The organism is Comamonas sp. Tr-654, assembly GCF_011752915.1.
GTDB lineage: Bacteria > Pseudomonadota > Gammaproteobacteria > Burkholderiales > Burkholderiaceae_C > Comamonas.
Map to the genome: position 1 here is coordinate 515,010 of NZ_VWWQ01000004.1, position 19,729 is coordinate 534,738.

Sequence of the window (19,729 nt, forward strand, 5' to 3'; positions counted from 1 at the left end):
CTTCCCCCTGGCCGGGCGCCCCTCTCTCTACGCGCTTCGCGCTATGGGAGGGGGACGACAGCTTCGCTGCGCGGTGGCGGGGGCCGCCCAGGCATTGCTCGCTGTCCCTTGCCTTGGGGCACGCCAGTTTTTGCTGCTTGCGTTGAATGAGACTCGCGATGGATCAGATCTTTTCAGTGGCCTTTCAGGGCCTCTTTGTTTATCTGGGACTGGGGCTGGCGTTCGCGGTGCTGGCGGCCGTGCTGCGCTCGCCACGCTTCAAGGGCTGGCGTGGCGAGCGGGCCGTGAAGGGGGCGATTCGCCGACAGCTCAATCCACTGATCTATGTGGACATGCACAACGTCACCCTGCCCACGGCGGATGGCGGCAGCACGCAGATCGACCATCTGATCTTTTCGCCCTACGGCCTGTTCGTGCTGGAAACCAAGAACTACCAGGGCTGGATTTTCGGCACCGAAAAGCAGCGCGAATGGACGCAGCAGATTTTCAGAAAGCGCAGCCGCTTCCAGAACCCGCTGCGCCAGAACTACAAGCACGTCAAGACCTTGCAGTCGCTGCTGGACATTGCGCCCGAGCATCTGCACTCGGTGATCGCCTTTGTGGGCGACTGCGAGTTCAAGACCGAGATGCCGGCCCATGTCACGCGCGGCCTCGGCTTTGTAGGCCATATCCAGAGCTTTACCCAGCCCGTGTGGAGCCCCGAGCAAATGCAGGCGCTGCAGGACAAGCTCGAAACACTGCGGCTGCAGCCCGGTCGTGCCACCGACAGGCGGCATGTGGCGCATGTGCGCCAGCTGCAGGCGGCCAGCAAGGCACGCAAACCCAGACTGGAGCCGGTGGTGGAAGCCGCGGCTCAGCTGGTCAAGCCGCCCGCGCCCGAGACCGTGGATATTCTGCTGGAGCCTGTCATGCCGGCGCCGTCTTCGTTCACGGTAGATGGGGCTCTGTCGACGCCGGCATCATTTGCCCAGTCAGCGGTTGCGGCTTCGGCTGCGGTGCCTGACACTGCGGCAGAGGCTGTAGAGCCGCTGCTGCCCGGACGGAGCGATGATGTGCCGCTCTGCCCGCAATGCGAATGGCCGCTGCGCAGGTTGCTGATGCAGCGCGGGCCGCTGGCGGGGCAGGCCATCTGGCGCTGTACCAATGCGGCGGCCTGCAGCTTTGTGCGCGGGCAGGTCTGATACTCCTGAAATATGAGCTGCCAGCGCTTTGTCTGTGTGTGTCTATGGCCAGAGAGGTGTTTGTGATGACTGCTTTCTCGAACCTGCGCGCCTTGCTTGGCACTGCACTGGGGGTGCTCTTGCTCTTGGGCGTCCTGGCTGGCGCCGCTGCAGATGCAGGGAGCGCGGCGTCCGAGGGCGAAGCCATGGCCGCCTTGCCGGCACCGCTGCTCAATACCTACTGGAAGCTGGTGCAGCTGGGTGACGGCCCGCATGTCAGCGCCTATGACAACCAGCCCGAGCCGCATCTGGTGCTGGAGACCGGCAGCGGCCGCTTTCATGGCGCGGGCGGCTGCAATCGCCTGCGCGGCAACTACAGCCTGGACGGGCGCTGGCTGCGTTTTTCAGCCGTGGGCGGCACCCGCATGGCCTGTGTGCAGGGCATGCGCCGGGAGCAGCAGCTGCTGGCCACGCTGGCTCAGGTCAGCAGCTATGCCGTGCAGGGGCAGAAACTGGTGCTCAGCGATGCCGAGGGGCGTGCGCTGCTGAGGTTCGAGGCCGTGTATCTGCGCTGAGCCTCAGTGTGTCAGTTGCGGGCTGGCAGACTGGGGTGACGAGGCATTGCCCAGCGAGCGAATCGGTATGCCCATGTCCTGCGGAATCTCCCCCGACAGCTGCAACGCCAGGTAGCGGGTGCAGCAGACGCGCAGAAAAGAGCTGAAGTTGTCCACCGCTTTGCGCTCGGCCAGCAGCTCGTCGTAGAGCTTGGTGCAAAGCTGGGGCACGGTATAGCCGTCCCGCGCGGCAATTTCTTCGAGTACCTGCCAGAACAGGTTTTCCAGCCGGATGCTGGTGGCGACTCCATGCAGCCGGATGGAGCGGGCCCGGTGGGCCCAGAGCTGGGGATCGGCGCTGATAAAGACCTGGCACATGGAGCGACTCTCCAAAACAAAACCGGGCCATGGTGTGGCCCGGTGACTGCGGCGTCAAGAGGAGAACTCTTGAATTGATAGCTTGCTGCGCTTGATGGGAAAGCGCTGGAGGCCGATTTCAGTGTGAAATCTTCGTGCCCAGCAGCGCGAGAAACTGGGCGATCCAGGCAGGATGGGCGGGCCAAGCCGGTGCGCTGACCAGATTGCCTTCGGTATGGGCATGGTCGACGGGAATGTCGGCATAGCTGCCGCCGGCCAGCTCCACCTCGGCGCGGCAGGCGGGATAGGCCGAGCAGGTGCGGCCCTTGAGCACGCCGGCCCCGGCCAGCAACTGCGCGCCGTGGCAGACGGCGGCAACGGGCTTGTTGGTGTCGAAGAAGTGACGTACGGCGGCGCGCACGCTTTCATAGCCGCGCAGATACTCGGGGCCGCGGCCGCCGGGGATGACCAGGGCGTCGTACTGCTCGGGCTTCACATCGGCAAATGTGGCGTTGAGCGTGAAGTTGTGGCCGGGCTTTTCGCTATAGGTCTGTGCGCCTTCAAAGTCGTGGATGGCGGTCTTGATCTGGTCGCCGGCCTTTTTGTCGGGGCAGACCGCGTGCACGGTATGGCCCACGGCCAGCAGGGCCTGGAACGGGACCATGGTTTCATAGTCCTCGCAGTAGTCGCCGCAAATCATCAGAATCTTCTTGCCTGCCATGGTCTGTCTCCTTGTGGTTGGGTCAGGCCATTGTGGGCAGACAGGGCACGCGGCAGGTATTAACGGGCTACTACATCGGGACGGGCGGGCGGATAGTGGGTGCCGTAGTCCGACGAGCGCTGGTACAGTGTCAGCCCGAACTGCGGCAGCACGCCGATCAGATGGTCGAAGATTTCGCCCTGTATGCCTTCGTACTCCACCCAGACGGTGGTGTTGGTGTAGCAGAACAGCTGCAGTGGCAGCCCCGTGGGCGATGTCTCCATGGTGCGCACCATGAGGAACATGCCCGGGCCTTTGCCGATGCGCGGGTGGCCCATCAGATAGGCGTAGGCATAGGCCTTGAAGGCGGCCAGATTCGTGACCTGGTGGGCGGCGATGGCCTGGGTTGGCATGGCGGCCTCGGCCGCGCCCGGCATGGCCTGCAGGCCGTCGCGCTCGCTCCAGTAGGGTTGCAGCAGCGCGATATGGCCCATGCCTGCGCGTTCCTCGGGTGAGAGCAGATGCACGGTGTTGGCGTCCAGGTTCAGCGAGCGCATGATGCGGCGTCCACCCGAGTCGAACATGCCGCGCCAGTTCTTGAAGCTGTCCGTCATCAGCCGCCAGGTGGGAATGGTGGTGATGGTCTTGTCCCAGTTCTGCACCTTGACGGTATTGAGCGCGATATCGGTCACAAAGCCGTCGGCGCCGACCTGGGGCATCTCTATCCAGTCGCCCACGCGCAGCATGTCGTTGCTGCCGAGCTGAACGCCGGCGACAAAGGAGAGGATGGTGTCCTTGAAGACCAGCATCAGCACGGCCGACATGGCGCCCAGGCCGGAGAGTAGCAGCAGTGGTGAGCGGTCCATCAGCGTGGCCACGATGAGCACCACGGCAAAGCTGCAGACCAGCAGCTTGCCCAACTGCACATAGCTCTTGATGGAATGGGTCTGGATGGCGGCCTTGCGTGCCTCGTCGCGTTCATGGGCCTCGTTCGTGGCATTGAGCAGATCGCACAGCACGCGTGCCAGGTGGTAGAGCGTGAAGGCCACCGCCACATTGGTGATCAGCGTGGTCCAGCGCGGCTCCAGATGCGGCACGCCCTGGACGCCGAACTGCACGATCAGCGAGGGAACGACCTTGGCCAGGCGGCGCAGCACCTTGTCGTGCATGAGGATCTGGGCCCAGCCGGTCCTGAGGGTGTCGCGCATACGGCGAAAGACCTTGAGCCCCAGCCACTGGGTCAGCCAGCCGGCCACAAGAGCGGTCAGGGCCAGGACGCAGAGCGAGGCCAGCATTTGCATGGCGGGATTCCAGTCAGAAACAAAAGACCAGCGGGAAAGCAAGAGCAGCTCCTCAGAAGAATGGACCGGGGCAGGAGCGCAAGTCTGGCAACTTCGGGCAGAAGGCAGGCGATGGCGTCGGGCACGGAAACAGGCCGGTCAGACCGGCAGCCGTGCAAAAAGTTCAGCAATGTGTGACCAACCACTAGCTTACGCAAAGCCGTATTTCCCAGCGTGGTGTGCAGGAAGGCCGCAGGGATGGCGCAGCGGGTTCTGCGGTCATGCAGGGCTAAAACGGCGCAAGCGGTCGGGGAGCCTAAAATCCCTGCTGATTTCAGATTTCTACCTTGCCGGGTCCCAAGTGGGGCTGGCGGCCACTGCACTGCACCATGCAAGAAAAATTCAACCACATCGAGGTCGAGCGCGCCGCGCAAGACCACTGGCAAGCCAAGGACGCCTACCGCGTCACCGAAGACGGCAGCAAGCCCAAGTATTACGCCTGCTCCATGCTGCCCTACCCCAGCGGCAAGCTGCACATGGGCCATGTGCGCAACTACACCATCAACGACATGCTCACGCGCCAGCTGCGCATGAAGGGCTACAACGTCCTCATGCCCATGGGCTGGGACGCCTTCGGCCTGCCTGCCGAGAACGCGGCGCTGAAGAACAAGGTGCCGCCTGCCAAGTGGACGTACGAGAACATCGCGTACATGAAGAAGCAGATGCAGGCCATGGGCCTGGCCATCGACTGGAGCCGCGAGGTCGCCACCTGCGACCCCGAGTACTACAAGTGGAACCAGTGGCTGTTCCTCAAGATGCTGGAAAAAGGCATTGCCTACCGCAAGACCCAGGTGGTGAACTGGGACCCGGTGGATCAGACCGTGCTGGCCAACGAGCAGGTCATCGACGGCCGCGGCTGGCGTACCGGCGCGCTGGTGGAAAAGCGCGAGATTCCCGGCTACTACCTGGGCATCACCAACTACGCTCAGGAACTGCTGGACCATGTGCAGGTCGGCAACGAGAAGGCCACTTTGAACGGCTGGCCCGACAAGGTGCGCCTGATGCAGGAGAACTGGATCGGCAAGTCCGCCGGCGTGCGCTTTGCGTTCACCCATGACATCAAGGGGACTGACGGCCAGCTGATCCAGGACGGCAAGATGTATGTCTTCACCACGCGTGCCGACACCATCATGGGCGTGACCTTCTGCGCCGTGGCGCCTGAGCACCCTCTGGCACTGCATGCCGCTGCCGACAAGCCCGAACTGGCTGCCTTCATCGAAGAATGCAAAAAGGGCGGCACGACCGAAGCCGAGCTGGCCGTCAAGGAAAAGGAAGGCAAGCCCACGGGCCTGTTCGTCACTCACCCCATCACCGGTGCGCAGGTCGAGGTCTGGATCGGCAACTATGTGCTGATGAGCTATGGCGACGGCGCCGTGATGGGTGTTCCCGCCCACGACGAGCGCGACTTCGCCTTTGCCAACAAGTACAACCTGCCCATCAAGCAGGTGGTGGCCGTGGAAGGCCAGGCTGCCTATGACGACAAGCAGTGGAACGACTGGTATGGCGACAAGGAGCGCGGCGTACTGATCAACTCCGGCGACCTCGACGGACTGAACCACAAGGATGCGGTGCAGGCCGTGGCCAAGATCGTGGGCGACAAGGGCTTGGGCGAGCTCAAGACCACCTGGCGTCTGCGCGACTGGGGCATCAGCCGTCAGCGCTACTGGGGCACTCCCATCCCTATCATTCATTGCGCCGATTGCGGTCCTCAGCCTGTGCCCGAGAAGGACCTGCCCGTGGTCCTGCCCCAGGATCTGGTGCCCGATGGCTCCGGCAATCCGCTGGTCAAGTCCGAGGCCTTCCATGCCGGCGTGGTCTGCCCCTGCTGCGGCAAGCCTGCCCGCCGTGAAACCGACACCATGGACACCTTTGTGGATTCGTCCTGGTACTTCATGCGCTATTGCGACGCCAAGAATGGCGAGCAGATGGTGGCCGACGGCGCCGACTACTGGATGCCCATGGACCAGTACATCGGCGGTGTGGAACACGCCATCCTGCACCTGCTGTACGCGCGCTTCTGGACCAAGGTCATGCGCGACCTGGGCCTGGTCAAGATCGACGAGCCCTTCACCAAGCTGCTGACCCAGGGCATGGTGCTCAACCATATCTACAGCCGTCGCACGGCCAAGGGCGCAAAGGAATACTTCTGGCCCAAGGATGTGGAGCATGTGTTCGACGAGTCCGGCAAGATCATCGGCGCCAAGCTGAAGGTCGAAGTGGATAGCGCCGACGGTCTGCTGCCCGTCGGCACCGCCATCGACTACGAGGGCGTGGGCACCATGTCCAAGTCCAAGAACAACGGCGTGGACCCTCAGGATCTGATCGAAAAGTACGGCGCCGACACCGCACGCCTGTACACCATGTTCACCTCGCCCCCCGAGCTGACGCTGGAGTGGAACGACGCCGCCGTGGAAGGCAGCTATCGCTTCCTGCGCCGTGTCTACAACTTCGGCAGCAAGCTGACGGCCATGGACATGGATTCCGCCGTGCAGGGAGTGGTCGGTGCCAAGTCGCTGGATGATGTGGAATTCGGCAAGGCGGCCAAGGCCCTGCGTCTGGAAATCCACAACGTGCTCAAGCAGGTCGAGTACGACTACTCGCGCATGCAATACAACACCGTGGTGTCCGGCGCGATGAAGATGATCAATGCGCTGGAAGACTTCAAGGCCCTGGATGACACCGGTGCCAAGGTGGCGCTGATCGAAGGCTTCGGCATTCTGCTGCGCGTGCTCTACCCCGCTACGCCCCACTTGGCGCATGTGCTGTGGAGCGAGCTGGGCTATGCCAACCACCTGGGCGATCTGCTCGATGCTCCCTGGCCGCAGGTCGATCCCAAGGCCCTGGTGCAGGACGAGATCTCGCTGGTGCTGCAGGTCAACGGCAAGCTGCGCGGTGCCATCCTGGTGTCCGCCACGGCCGACAAGGCTGCCATCGAGGCGGCTGCACTGGCCAATGAGGAGTACCAGAAGTTTGCCGAAGGCCGTGCACCCAAGAAGATCATCGTGGTGCCGGGCCGTCTGGTGAATATCGTTGTGTAACCGGAGTCTCCCCCTGAGGCGCTGTGCGCCTTCCCCCTCTCTCGCTTCGCGGGAGGGGGACAATACCTTCGCTGCGGGGCGGCCCTTGCTCGGTATTTCTGGAGCAGGGGTCGATGCTCGCAGCAGGGCTTGAGAATTAGAGGACAGTTGATGCAAAAACGTACGCTGCTGGCCGCCATGGCCTTGACGCCTTTGCTGGGGGGTTGTGGCTTTCGCCTGCGTGGCGCGCCGGATTTTGTGTTTCGCTCCATTTACGTGCAGGCGGGGCGCGGTGCTCCCGTGGGCGTTCTGCTGCGTCGCAGTCTGGAGTCGGCCAGCGACAAGCTGACCGTGATCAAGGACCCGGCTTCGCCCGATACCGCCGAAGTGATCTGCCAGATCATCAGCGAGCAGGCCCAGCGCGTGATCATCGGCTCCAACGTGGCCGGTCAGGTGCGTGAAATCGAGCTGCGCCTGATCGTGCGCTTCTCGTTGCGAACACCCGGTGGCGACGAGCTGATCGAACCTGTCGAAATTCGCCAGATCCGCAACGTGACCTATAACGAAACCAATGCCTTGTCCAAGGCCTCGGAAGAGGAAATGCTGAACAAGGACATGCGCAACGACATCGTGCAGCAGATCATCCGCCGTCTGGCCGCAGTCAAGAGCCTGCAAGTGTCGTGACCCCTCTCTGAGTTGCTCAGCGGTTCCGCCTGGGCCTGCGAGTTGTCAGCGTTGGTTTGGCAAATTTGATAGCTTCTGGCGCTTGAAATCAGGGCGTCTCAGATGCTTTTTATAGAAAATTCTTCTCCATGCAGCTTGCGCTGAACCAGCTTCCTTCCCATCTGGCCAAGGGCTTGCGCTCGCTCTATGTGCTGCATGGCGACGAGCCCTTGCAGCAGCAGGAAGCGGCCGACGCGATCCGTGCAGCGGCGCGTGCTCAGGGCTATACCGAGCGCAGCAGCTATACCGTCATGGGCGCGCACTTTGACTGGAGCGGCGTGCTGGCGGCCGGCGGCAGCCTGAGCTTGTTTGCGGACAAGCAGATTCTGGAAATCCGCATTCCCAGCGGCAAACCCGGCAAGGATGGCAGTGCTGCGCTGCAGCAACTGGCCAGCAGCGCCCAGGGCAACGACAGCACGCTGACCCTGATCAGTCTGCCGCGCCTGGACAAGGCCACCAAGACCGGTGCCTGGTTTGGGGCGCTGGACGGCAACGGTGTCTCCATCCAGGTCGACCCGGTGGAGCGCGGTGCGCTGCCGCACTGGATTGCCCAGCGTCTGGCGTTGCAGAACCAGCGCGTGGCGGCCGGGGAAGAAGGTCAGCGCACGCTGCAGTTCTTTGCCGACCGCGTGGAAGGCAATCTGCTGGCCGCGCACCAGGAGATTCAGAAACTGGCCTTGCTGCACCCCGAAGGCGAGCTGAGCCTGGCGCAGGTGGAGCAGGCGGTGCTCAATGTGGCACGCTATGACGTGTTCAAACTGTCCGAGGCTGTGCTCTCGGGCCAGGTGGCGCGCAGCATGCGCATGCTGGACGGCCTGCAGGCCGAAGGCGAGGCCGAGGTGCTGGTGCATTGGGCGCTGGCCGAGGACATTCGCAACATCAAGCGCGTGAAAGATGCCATGACGGGCGGCAAGCCTCTGCCCATGGCGCTGCGCGAAAACCGCATCTGGGGGCCCAAGGAGAGGCTGATGGAGCGACTGTTGCCACGTGTCAGCGATGCACGCGCAGCCGAGTTGCTGCAGGCAGCCCATGCCGTGGATGGCATTGTCAAAGGCCTGCCCAGCGAGGGCTGGCCGCGCGACAGCTGGCAGGCCCTGCGGCAGCTGGCCATGCAGCTGGCCCAGGCCGGGCGCTGATTTTCGGCTCAGTCTGGGTTGGCGACGAGCTGGGCCTGAGCCTTGTCGGCCCACATGCGCAGATTGTCCAGCAGATCCTTCTGGCTGAAGGAGCAGCTTTCCTCGGTGAACAGCGCGCTGGATTCGAGCCGGTCCAGCAAATTGAGCAGTACCTCGCCATAGCGTGGCGGCAGTGCCGCAAGCAATGTGGTCGCGGCGCGTGCCTGCTGGCCGAGGGCGCTGGCGCTGATCTGCGAGTGGGCGAGCTGCTCGAATCCGCTGCGCAACTGCTGGAGTTGGCGGGCGCTTTCCTGCAGCGCTGTGGTGTTGTGGCTCATAAGTCTCCTTGCGATTCAGAGGCCGAGTGTAGGTGTCAGCAGAGCCATAAACCCCCTCATGCTCGGGCTTGTCTGCGCAACTTGCTTATCTCGGCGAAAATCACGCCATGAACGCGCTCAATACCGTCGAATACATGCACAACCTCGGTGTACAGGCAAAAGCCGCCTCTGCACTGATGGCGCGTGCGTCTGCAGCTACTAAAAACAAAGCACTCAAGGCGCTGGCCCGTCTGCTGCGCGAGAACGTCGAGCCGCTGCAGATCGACAATGCCCGCGATCTGGAGCGTGCCGTGGCCAATGGCCTGTCGGCCCCCATGGTCGACAGGCTGCGCCTGATGCCCAAGGTGCTGGAGACCTGTGCCGAAGGTTGCGAGCAGCTCGCCTCCATGCCCGATGTGATTGGCGAGATCAGCGGCCTCAAGCAAATGCCCAGCGGTATCCGCGTGGGCCAGATGCGTGTACCCCTGGGCGTGTTCGGCATGATTTATGAAAGCCGCCCGAATGTGACCATCGAAGCGGCCAGCCTCTCGATCAAGAGCGGCAATGCCTGCATTCTGCGTGGCGGCTCGGAAGCGATTGACTCCAACAAGGCGCTGGCCAGGCTGGTGGCCCAGGCGCTGGCCGAGGCAGGCCTGCCTGAAGACGGTGTCAAGCTGGTGGAGACCACCGACCGTGACGCCGTGGGCCAGCTCATCGCCATGCCCGACTATGTGGACGTCATCATTCCCCGTGGCGGCAAGGGCCTGATCGAGCGCATCAGCCGCGAGGCCAAGGTGCCCGTCATCAAGCATCTGGACGGCAATTGCCACACCTATGTGGATGATCCCTGCGACATCGCCATGGCCGTGAAGGTGGCCGACAACGCCAAGACCAACAAGTACAGCCCCTGCAACGCCAGCGAAAGCCTGTTGGTGGCGCGCGCCGTGGCTGCAGACTTTCTGCCCAGGATCGGGGCTGTCTATGCCGCCAAGGGCGTGGAGATGCGCTGCGATGCCGAGGCGCTGGCGATTTTGCAGACCGTCAAGGATGCCAAGCTGGCCCGGGCGGTGGAGCAGGACTGGTACGAGGAATACCTGGCGCCCATCATCAGCGTGAAGCTGGTGGACGGTGTGGACGAAGCCATTGCCCACATCAACAAGTACTCCAGCCACCATACGGAGTCGATTCTGACGACCAATCACCTGCACGCACAGAAATTCCTGCGCGAGGTCGATTCGGCCAGCGTCATGGTCAATACCAGCACCCGCTTTGCCGATGGTTTCGAGTTCGGGCTGGGCGCCGAGATCGGCATCAGCACCGACAAGTTCCATGCGCGCGGGCCGGTAGGCATCGAGGGCCTGACTTCGCTCAAATACGTGGTCCTGGGCGACGGCGAAGTCCGTTCCTGAGATCCACCCGCCGAAGGGGGCTGCTTGCGGTCCTCGCCGGTCTGAATTGATGCCGCAGCTTGGATCCCTTTCCATAACACCATGAAAATCATTATTCTGGGTGCCGGGCGCGTAGGCCAGAGTGTGGCCGAAAGTCTGGTGTCCGAGAAAAACGGAATCACCGTCATCGACACGGATGCGCGCGCATTGCGTGAGCTGGAGTCGCGCTTCGACCTGCGCGGCGTGGTCGGCAACGGCATCGATCCCCAGGTCCTGGCCGAGGCGGGCGCCAAGGATACCGACCTGCTGATCGCCTGCGCCTCCATGGACGAGACCAACCTGGTCTGCTGCAAGATCGCCCAGGCCGTGTTCGATATTCCGACCCGCATTGCGCGGGTGCGCTCGTCCAGCTTTGCGGTGGATGACCCGGTGCTGGGCAAGGAGGGTTTTGCGGTCGATCGCATCATCTGTCCCGAGGAATCGGTCACCAATTACATCCGCAAGCTCATCGAATACCCGGAAGCCATGCAGGTGCGCGCCTTTGCCGGCGGTCGGGCCGCACTGGCTTCGGTGCGCGCGCGCGCCGGCGCCCCTGCCGTGGGCCTGCAGATCGCCCAGGTGCGCGAGCGCATGCCCGAGTTGGCCATGCGCATCGTGGCGATCTACCGCCGTTTCATGGACGAGCCTGACCGGTTTGTGCGCTGCGACGGCGCCACGCGCATAGAGCCCGGCGACGAAGTCTTCATGCTGGCCGCGACCGAGCATGTGTCCGAGGCTCTCAAGGCGATCAACCTGCCCGAGGGGCGTCCGAGCCGCCCGGTGTTCCGCATCATGATTGCGGGCGGCGGGCAGGTCAGCCTGCGGCTGGCCAGGAAGCTGGCGCAGACGCCGGGGCGCTTTCACGTCAAGATCGTCGAGTCCAATGCCCAGCAATGTCTGAGCCTGTCGTCGGTGCTGCCTGCCGAAGTGCTGGTGCTGGAAGGCGATGCCACCGATGAGGCCCTGCTGGAGGAGGAGGGCATCGAGGAGGTGGATCTGTTCCTCGCGCTGACGGACGACGACGAGGACAATATCATGTCCAGCCTGCTGGCCAAGCGCATGGGCGCGCGCCGCGTACTGTCGCTGATCAATCGCCGCGCCTATGCAGACCTGATGCATGGCACGCAGATCGATATCGCGCTGTCGCCGGCGCAGGCCATGCTGGGCGAGTTCCTGGCCTATGTGCGCCGCGGCGACGTGCAGGCCGTGCACAGCCTGCGCCGCGGCGTGGCCGAGGCCCTGGAGATCGTGGCGCGCGGCGACCGCAAAAGTTCGCGCGTAGTGGGGCGCAAGGTGGAAGAGCTGCGTCTGCCCGAGGAGGTGCACATCGGCCTCATCGTGCGCGGAATTCCCGAGGGCAAGACCTGCGAGGAAGTGGCGGGCACGGCATTGGAAACCGAGGTCATCATTCCGCGCAGCCATACCGTGATCGAATCCGGCGACCATGTGGTGTTCTTTCTGCCCAACAAGCGGCTGGTGCGCAACGTGGAAAACCTGTTCCGCGTCAGCGCCACCTTTTTCTAAGCTGCGCACATGAAAGACCTGCTTCCTGTCCTGCGTGTGCTGGGCATGCTGATGATCATGTTTGCCGGCGCCATGTTGCTGCCTTTCGGCATCTCCTGGTTCACGCAGGATGGCATCTGGCGCATCTATCCCTGGTCGATCGGACTGACGGTTGGCGTGGGGCTGCTGCTATGGGGTGGTCTGCACCGCTACAAGCAGGACCTGCAGCCGCGCCACGGGGTAATTCTGGTGACGCTGGTCTGGGTGGTGCTGCCGCTGTGCGCCATGGTGCCGCTGGTGATGGGGCTGAACCGGGTGGGTATCTCCATCAGCTTCACCCATGCCTACTTCGAGGCCGTCTCGGGCCTGACGACAACTGGGGCCACGGTGCTCAGCGGCCTGGATAAGCTGCCGGTGTCCATCAATGTCTGGCGTACCTTCATGCAATGGATGGGCGGCATGGGGATTCTGATTCTGGCCGTGGCCGTGCTGCCGCTGCTGGGTGTCGGTGGTGCCCAGCTTTTCAGGGCGGAGGCCGCCGGCCCGGTCAAGGACACCAAGCTCACACCGCGTATTACCGAAACCGCCAAGGGCCTGTGGGGCGTGTACGCGCTGTTCTCCATTGGCTGCTTCCTGGCCTTCTGGGTCTGCGGCATGCAGCCCCTGGATGCGCTGATGCATATGTTCGCCACGGTGAGTCTGGGCGGGCTGTCGTCGCACGACGCCAGCTTTGCCTATTTCAACTCGCCGCTGCTGGAGGCCGCGGCCCTGCTGTTCATGCTGTTGGCCAGCTGCAACTTTGCGCTGTACTTCGTGGCCATGCGCAAGGGGCGCATCGATAGCTTTATGCGCGACCCCGAAATGCGCGCCACGATCGGCGTGCTGCTGGGCTCGGGCCTGCTGGTGGCGCTGCTGCTCTGGATCAAGGGGGTCTATGGGCCGCTGGATGCCTTGCGCAATGGCATGTTCCATACCGTCTCGGTCGCCACGACCACCGGCTTTTCCACCACGGACTATCTGTCCTGGCCGGTGTTCATTCCCGTTTTGCTATTGCTGCTGTCAGGGGTTGCCACCAGCGCGGGCTCGACAGGCGGCGGCATCAAGATGGTGCGCATGCTGATTCTGGTCAAGCAGGCCAGGCGCGAGATGACGCGTCTGGTGCATCCGCGGGCCGTGCAGCCGGTGCGGCTGGGCGATGCGGTGGTAGATAACCCGATGATTTTTTCGGTGCTGGCCTACATGCTGGTTTACGGTGCCACCGTCATTGTGCTGAGCATGGTGTTGCTGCTGACCGATCTCGACCCTCTGACCGCCTTCTCTGCCGTGCTGGCCAGCGTGCACTGCATGGGGCCGGGTCTGGGGGCCGTTGGGCCCGCATCCAACTACACGGTGTTGACGGATTTCCAGATCTGGGTGTGTACTCTGGGCATGCTGTTGGGGCGGCTCGAGATACTGAGTTTCATGGCTTTGCTGTCACCGGCATTTTGGCGTCGTTGAGACAAAGACTGGGGAAAACACCTATCTCATGCTTCAATCTCTACAATTGCCCCCCACCATCGTCTCCTGAGGGTATTTATGGTTCCACATCTCGTCACGGCTTTGACCGGCCCCATTAACGAACTTGAGCAGCGCATTCTCGACTCCATGCCTGCCATTGAGCGTTGGTTCCGCCTGGAATGGATGGAGCACACGCCGCCGTTCTACTGCTCGGTGGACATTCGTAATGCGGGTTTCAAGCTGGCGCCGGTGGATACCAACCTGTTCCCAGGCGGCTGGAACAATCTGACCGATGAAATGCTGCCACTGGCCGTGCAGGCTGCGATGGCTGCTATCGAAAAGATATGTCCCGAGGCGCGCAATCTGCTCATCATCCCCGAGAACCACACGCGCAACACCCACTATCTGGCCAGCGTGCTGCAGCTCAAGCGCATCTTCAGCATGGCGGGTCTCAATGTGCGCATCGGCTCCATCAGCCCCGAGATCAAGAAGACGCTGTCCATCACGCTGCCGCTGGGTGACGAGATCAAGCTGGAGCCGGTGATCCGCAGCAAGCGCCGCCTGGGCCTCAAGGATTTCGATCCCTGCACGATTTTGCTGAACAACGATCTCTCCACCGGCGTGCCCGGCATCATCGAGGAGCTGTACGAGCAATATCTGCTGCCGCCGCTGCATGCAGGCTGGAATGTGCGTCGCAAGAGCCGCCACTTCCAGAGCTACGAGGAGGTCGGCAAGCGCTTCGGCAAGCTGCTGGGCATCGATCCCTGGCTGATCAACCCTTTGTTCGGCCATGTAGAGAACATCGATTTTGCCGAAGGCACGGGCATGGAGGCCCTGGCCGAGCAGGTGGACGTGATCCTCTCCAAGGTGCGCCGCAAATACAAGGAATACGGCATTAAGGAAAAGCCGTTTGCCGTGGTCAAGGCCGACAACGGTACCTACGGCATGGGCGTGATGACCGTGCGCGATGCCAAGGAACTGGCAGCGCTGCCGCGCAAGAGCCGCAACAAAATGGGCGTCATCAAGGACGGCCAGACGGTGCATGATGTCATCGTGCAGGAGGGCGTGCTGACCTATGAGCGCATGCACAACGCCGTGGCCGAGCCGGTGGTCTACATGATGGACCGCTACGTGGTGGGCGGTTTCTACCGCATGCACCCCGAGCGTGGCGAGGACGAAAACCTCAATGCCCCCGGTGCGGGCTACGTGCCCCTGGCTTTCCAGCAGAGCAACCACCTGCCTCAGGCCAGCGCGCGTCCGGGCGCCAGCGCGCCCAACCGCTTCTATATGTATGGCGTGATAGCACGTTTGGCCATGTTGGCTGCCAGCTACGAGCTGGAAGCCACTAATCCCGACGCAGAAATCTACGACTGATTTCACAGGCGCTGAGGACAGCGCACAATGCCGACAATTTCCCCACTCGGTGACTGCCTTACGAGTCGCTTCTGACCTGTGCAAAATTCGAAATCCTCGCTAGGCGCCCTGACATTGGGCGCGATCGGTGTCGTCTATGGAGACATCGGCACCAGTGTTTTGTACTCGGTCAAGGAGGTTTTCGGCTCAGGTTATGTGCCGTTCACGCCTGACAACGTCTATGGCGTGCTTTCGGTACTGTTCTGGACGCTCACGGTCATCGTCTCGCTCAAGTACGTGACCCTGGTGCTGCGCGCCGACAACAACGGCGAGGGCGGGCTGGTGGCCATGCTGGCCCTAGCCTCGCAGACGGTCAAGGACAAGCCGCGCCTGTCCAGCACGCTGTTTCTGGTGGGCATGTTCGGCACTTCGCTGTTCTATGGCGACGGCGTGATCACGCCGGCGATTTCCGTGCTCTCGGCGGTCGAGGGCCTGGAGGTCATCTCGCCGCATTTCGCCAAGGCCGTGATTCCGCTGACGCTGGTGATCCTGTTTCTGCTGTTCTTCGTGCAAAAGCGCGGCACAGCAGGCATTGGCAAGTTCTTTGGCCCTGTCACCGTGACCTGGTTTGCCTGTATTGCCTTACTTGGCGTGCACCAGATCATGGGGCATCCGGAAATCCTGGCTGCGCTCAGCCCGCATTACGCGGTCCGCTTCATCTGGAACAGCCCTGGCATCAGTTTCATCATTCTGGGCTCGGTTGTGCTCTGCGTGACCGGTGCCGAGGCGCTTTATGCCGATCTCGGGCATTTCGGCAAGAAGCCGATTCGCCTGGCCTGGTTCAGCATTGCCATGCCGGCGCTGACATTGAATTACTTTGGTCAGGGCGCCTTGCTGCTGGCCAACCCCGAGGCGGTCAAGAACCCGTTTTTCATGATGGCGCCTAGCTGGGCGTTGCTGCCGCTGGTCATCATGGCGACCATGGCCACGGTGATCGCCTCGCAGGCGCTGATCACAGGAGCCTTCAGCGTGACCCGCCAGGTCATTCAGCTGGGCTACTTCCCGCGTTTTGAGGTGCGCCACACCAGCGTGAAGGAGACTGGTCAGATCTATATGCCTCTGGTTAACTGGGGGCTGTTTGTGGCGATTGCGCTGGCCGTGCTGCTGTTTCGCAGCAGCGGCAATCTGGCGGCGGCCTACGGTATTGCGGTGACGCTGGACATGCTGATCACCACCATGCTGACCTTCTTTGTCGTCCGCTACCGCTGGAACTATCCGCTGGCCCTGTGCCTGCTGGCTACGGGCTTCTTCTTTGTCGTGGATCTGGCGTTCTTCGCCTCGAACCTGCTCAAGCTGTTTGAAGGTGGCTGGTTCCCGCTGCTGATCGGCGGCACGGTCTTCACCCTGATGATGACCTGGCGCCGCGGGCGTGAGCTGCTGCATCAGAAGCTGCAGGCGGATGCGCTGGATCTGCGCCAGTTTCTGGAAGCGACCTGGCGCCATCCACCCACCCGGGTGCCCGGCACGGCGGTTTTCCTCTCGGGTGAGCCTGGTACCGTGCCGCATGCTCTGCTCCATAACCTCAAGCACAACAAGGTGCTGCACGAGCGCAATCTCTTTGTGACCGTGCGCAACCATGAGGTTCCCTGGGTGGGGATGGATAAGCGGGTGGAGTCCGAGTCTCTGGGTGGCGACTGCTGGGAAGTCATCATCCACTACGGCTTCAAGAACGAGCCCGATGTGCCTGCTGCGCTGGCGCAGCTGCGTACCCAGGGCTGCAAGCTGGATTCCATGGCCACCAGCTATTTTCTGTCGCGTGATGTGATCATCCCGCGAATGAACAACTCCATGGCGCACTGGCGCGAAAAGCTGTTTGCGCAGATGCACAGGAACGCGAGCCGGGTGGCTGACTTCCTGCACCTCCCGAGCAACTCAGTGGTGGAGCTGGGTTCCAAGATCGAGCTGTAAATAATTTGAGGTAAATATGCCTTTAGCGCTTTTCCAGTAAGTGCTGGTAGCTATTGATTTTGAAGTGATGATAGGCTTCGCCATTCACGCTTACGCGTGGTGCATCATTTAGGGCGGGGCTGGTGCCAGAATGCACGGATGCGCTTTTTCAAAGACTTGAGTCCTGCCGCCGTGGCCGCAGGCTTCGTGGCCGTACTGGTGGGCTTTACCAGCTCGGTAGCCCTGGTGTTTCAGGCGGCGCAGGCGTTTCATGCCACGCCTGAGCAGATCACTTCATGGATCTGGGCGCTGGGCCTGGGCATGGGACTGTGTTCTCTGGTCCCTTCGCTGATTCTGCGCATGCCGGTCATGGTGGCCTGGTCCACTCCAGGGGCGGCGGTGCTGGCGACCGCCGGGCTGGCAGGCGGTTTCTCCATGGGGGAGGCGATCGGTGCCTTCATCGTCAGCGCGGCCCTCATCATTCTGGTGGGAGTGACCGGCTGGTTCGAACGCATCATGAACCGCATTCCCATGGAAATTGCGTCGGCCCTGCTGGCCGGCGTGCTGGCCAAGTTCGGCATGCAGGCTTTCTCTGCGGCCGAGACCAATCTGCCCCTGGTGCTGGTCACGCTGCTCGCCTATCTGCTTTCGCGGCGTATGGCTCCTCGCTATGCGGTCATCATCACCCTGCTGGCCGGAACCGCCTGGGCGGCGTTGAGTGGGCAGATGCAGTGGTCGGCCGTGCATGGCGGGCTGGCCATGCCGGTCTATACGGCACCCGAGTTCTCGCTGCAGGCGCTCATCAGCCTGGCGTTGCCCCTGTTTGTCGTGACCATGGCTTCACAGAATCTGCCGGGCGTGGCGGTGATTCGGGCCACGGGCTATCCGATACCAGTGTCCAAGGTCATCAGCTTGACCGGTGTGGCGACCTTGCTGCTGGCGCCGTTTGGCGGCTATGCCCTCAACCTCAGTGCCATCACGGCGGCGATCTGCATGGGAGACGAGGCGCATGAGGACAGAAACAAGCGCTATACCGCCGCTGGGGTGTGTGGACTGCTATATATATTGATAGCTATCTTTGGCGCAGTGGTCACGGGTCTGCTGACGGCCTTTCCCAAGGAGCTGGTGGCCTGTATCGCCGGACTGGCCTTGCTGGGCTCCATAGGAGGCGGCATGGCTACGGCCTTCAAGGACGAAAAGCACAGAGAGGCCGCACTCATCACCTTTCTGGTCACACTCAGCGGTGTCGTCATCGCGGGTGTGGGCTCTGCCTTCTGGGGTGTGGTCGCGGGTAGCCTTGCCCTGCTTGTCCAGAGTCTGCGGGCTCGCAAGGCCTGAGTATCAGCCGTCATATTGTGGTGTTATGTCCGGCTCGGCATGATGCCTGTATCAACCGCTAGAGTTCTTCACCATGCAAATACTGTTTGTCGCCGATCCGCTGGAATCCTTCGTCATCTACAAGGACTCCACCTTTGCCATGATGCGTGAGGCCCAGCGCCGAGGACACCAGATCGTGGCCTGCGAGCCCCGTCATATCTCCTGGCAAAGCGGTGACAAGGTCAAGGCCCGGGTGCGGCATATCACCCTGACTGGAGACAAGGACCGCTGGTTCGAGGAAACCCAGTCTGTGCAGGCGGTGCTGGCAGACTTTGGCGCCATTGTCATGCGCAAGGACCCTCCGTTCGATTCCGAGTTCTTCTATGCCACGCACATGCTCGGCCAGGCAGAGCGTGAGGGGGCCAAGGTTTTCAATAAGCCCAGTGCCCTGCGCGAGCATCCCGAGAAGCTTGCCATCATGGAGTTTGCGCAATTCATCTCGCCGACGCTGGTCACGCGCAGTGCCCAGGACGTCCGTGCCTTTCATGCAGAGCACAAGGACATCATCCTCAAGCCGCTGGACGGCATGGGGGGGATGGGCATCTTCCGGGTTGGCGAAGACGGTCGCAATCTAGGCAGCATCATCGAAACCCTGAATCAGGGCGGCTCCACCAGCGTCATGGTGCAGAAGTTCCTGCCCGACATCGTTCATGGCGACAAGCGGGTGCTCATCATCGGCGGCAAGCCCGTGCCGTTCTGCCTGGCCCGCATTCCGCAGGGCAATGAGGTGCGCGGCAATCTGGCGGCCGGTGGCAAGGGGGTTGCCCAGCCGTTGGCAGAGCAGGACAAGGCGATTGCCGAGTTCATTGGGGAGCGCCTGGTGCAGCGTGGCTTGCTCTTGATCGGGTTGGATGTCATCGGCCATAACGTCACCGAGATCAATGTGACCAGTCCTACCTGCTTCCAGGAGATCTTTGATCAGACCGGCTGTGATGTGGCGGCGCTGTTTGTCGATGCACTGGAGCAGGCCGCTGGCGCCTGAGAAGCGACAAAGAACTCCGGCAGGCCTTGCCTGCCGGAGTTCTTTGTCTGGATGTCCATGTGGATGTTGTCTGGACTGCAAAAATCTGTGTACAATGCAAGGCTTCACTGAGCGAAATGCAAATTTTTGCTAGCCGATCTGAAAGAAATCAATCGGTAAAGTTGTGATAGAATCCAAGGCTTCGCTGATCACAGCAAGCAACGAGATTCAAGATCGGTTCTTCTGATTTTGCACTCGGTTCCTTAAAAAAATACAGCCGATAAGCGTGGGCGTTTGAGGGCAAGCAGCCAGTTCTTCGGAACAAACTCTTCGGAGTTATCAAGCGCTCACAAAAACAGTAATGAGGAAGAATTTATTCTT

16 protein-coding genes are annotated in these 19,729 nt (G+C 62.1%); 12 read left to right on the forward strand and 4 right to left on the reverse strand.

What is annotated here, in order from left to right; genetic code table 11:
- Window positions 1-158 precede the first annotated feature (158 nt).
- Window positions 159-1,181, forward strand: coding sequence for a nuclease-related domain-containing protein (locus tag F3J24_RS15630; protein ID WP_167008152.1), 1,023 nt, complete (start codon window positions 159-161; stop codon window positions 1,179-1,181).
- A 65-nt stretch (window positions 1,182-1,246) separates the two neighbouring features.
- Window positions 1,247-1,735 carry an META domain-containing protein gene (locus F3J24_RS15635; RefSeq protein WP_240154339.1) on the forward strand — a complete coding sequence of 163 codons (489 nt, stop codon included), beginning with the start codon at window positions 1,247-1,249 and terminating at the stop codon, window positions 1,733-1,735.
- Window positions 1,736-1,738: 3 nt separating this feature from the next.
- On the opposite strand, the gene F3J24_RS15640 is transcribed toward F3J24_RS15635, so the two are convergent.
- From F3J24_RS15640 to F3J24_RS15650, 3 genes are all read right to left on the reverse strand, one after another.
- Entirely contained in the window at window positions 1,739-2,092 is a 354-nt protein-coding gene (locus tag F3J24_RS15640) for a ribbon-helix-helix domain-containing protein (protein WP_043006625.1), read from the reverse strand.
- A 118-nt stretch (window positions 2,093-2,210) separates the two neighbouring features.
- Window positions 2,211-2,792: a DJ-1/PfpI family protein gene (locus tag F3J24_RS15645; RefSeq protein WP_167008158.1), complete on the reverse strand. Its 582-nt coding sequence runs from the start codon at window positions 2,790-2,792 to the stop codon at window positions 2,211-2,213.
- A 59-nt stretch (window positions 2,793-2,851) separates the two neighbouring features.
- Window positions 2,852-4,072 carry a mechanosensitive ion channel family protein gene (locus F3J24_RS15650; RefSeq protein WP_167008161.1) on the reverse strand — a complete coding sequence of 407 codons (1,221 nt, stop codon included), beginning with the start codon at window positions 4,070-4,072 and terminating at the stop codon, window positions 2,852-2,854.
- Window positions 4,073-4,440: 368 nt separating this feature from the next.
- Between F3J24_RS15650 and leuS the strand changes: the two genes are divergently transcribed.
- The 3 genes from leuS to holA all read left to right on the forward strand — a co-directional run bounded on the left by leuS (window position 4,441) and on the right by holA (window position 8,987).
- A complete protein-coding gene (gene leuS / locus F3J24_RS15655) occupies window positions 4,441-7,149 on the forward strand; it encodes a leucine--tRNA ligase (protein ID WP_167008164.1) in 2,709 nt (902 codons plus the stop codon).
- A 150-nt stretch (window positions 7,150-7,299) separates the two neighbouring features.
- Window positions 7,300-7,812, forward strand: a complete 513-nt coding sequence (lptE, locus tag F3J24_RS15660) for an LPS assembly lipoprotein LptE (RefSeq protein WP_167008167.1) — start codon at window positions 7,300-7,302, stop codon at window positions 7,810-7,812.
- A gap of 128 nt (window positions 7,813-7,940) precedes the next feature.
- Entirely contained in the window at window positions 7,941-8,987 is a 1,047-nt protein-coding gene (gene holA, locus F3J24_RS15665) for a DNA polymerase III subunit delta (RefSeq protein WP_167008169.1), read from the forward strand.
- Window positions 8,988-8,995: 8 nt separating this feature from the next.
- Here the strand turns inward: holA and F3J24_RS15670 are convergent, their stop codons facing one another.
- Window positions 8,996-9,304, reverse strand: coding sequence for a hypothetical protein (locus F3J24_RS15670; protein WP_167008172.1), 309 nt, complete (start codon window positions 9,302-9,304; stop codon window positions 8,996-8,998).
- Between the two features lie 107 nt (window positions 9,305-9,411).
- On the opposite strand from F3J24_RS15670, the gene F3J24_RS15675 reads away from it, so the two are divergent.
- The 7 genes from F3J24_RS15675 (at window position 9,412) to gshB (ending at window position 19,369) form a co-directional block, all read left to right on the forward strand.
- Window positions 9,412-10,692 carry a glutamate-5-semialdehyde dehydrogenase gene (locus F3J24_RS15675; RefSeq protein WP_167008175.1) on the forward strand — a complete coding sequence of 427 codons (1,281 nt, stop codon included), beginning with the start codon at window positions 9,412-9,414 and terminating at the stop codon, window positions 10,690-10,692.
- Window positions 10,693-10,773: 81 nt separating this feature from the next.
- A complete protein-coding gene (gene trkA, locus F3J24_RS15680) occupies window positions 10,774-12,234 on the forward strand; it encodes a Trk system potassium transporter TrkA (RefSeq protein WP_167008179.1) in 1,461 nt (486 codons plus the stop codon).
- A 9-nt stretch (window positions 12,235-12,243) separates the two neighbouring features.
- Entirely contained in the window at window positions 12,244-13,710 is a 1,467-nt protein-coding gene (locus F3J24_RS15685) for a TrkH family potassium uptake protein (protein WP_167008182.1), read from the forward strand.
- 78 nt (window positions 13,711-13,788) lie between these two features.
- A complete protein-coding gene (gshA, locus tag F3J24_RS15690; protein WP_004340452.1) occupies window positions 13,789-15,084 on the forward strand; it encodes a glutamate--cysteine ligase in 1,296 nt (431 codons plus the stop codon).
- Window positions 15,085-15,162: 78 nt separating this feature from the next.
- Window positions 15,163-17,031 carry a potassium transporter Kup gene (locus tag F3J24_RS15695; protein WP_167008185.1) on the forward strand — a complete coding sequence of 623 codons (1,869 nt, stop codon included), beginning with the start codon at window positions 15,163-15,165 and terminating at the stop codon, window positions 17,029-17,031.
- A gap of 138 nt (window positions 17,032-17,169) precedes the next feature.
- Window positions 17,170-18,348, forward strand: coding sequence for a benzoate/H(+) symporter BenE family transporter (locus tag F3J24_RS15700; RefSeq protein ID WP_167008190.1), 1,179 nt, complete (start codon window positions 17,170-17,172; stop codon window positions 18,346-18,348).
- A 73-nt stretch (window positions 18,349-18,421) separates the two neighbouring features.
- Window positions 18,422-19,369, forward strand: a complete 948-nt coding sequence (gene gshB / locus F3J24_RS15705) for a glutathione synthase (protein ID WP_167008193.1) — start codon at window positions 18,422-18,424, stop codon at window positions 19,367-19,369.
- The last annotated feature ends 360 nt before the right edge of the window (window positions 19,370-19,729 follow it).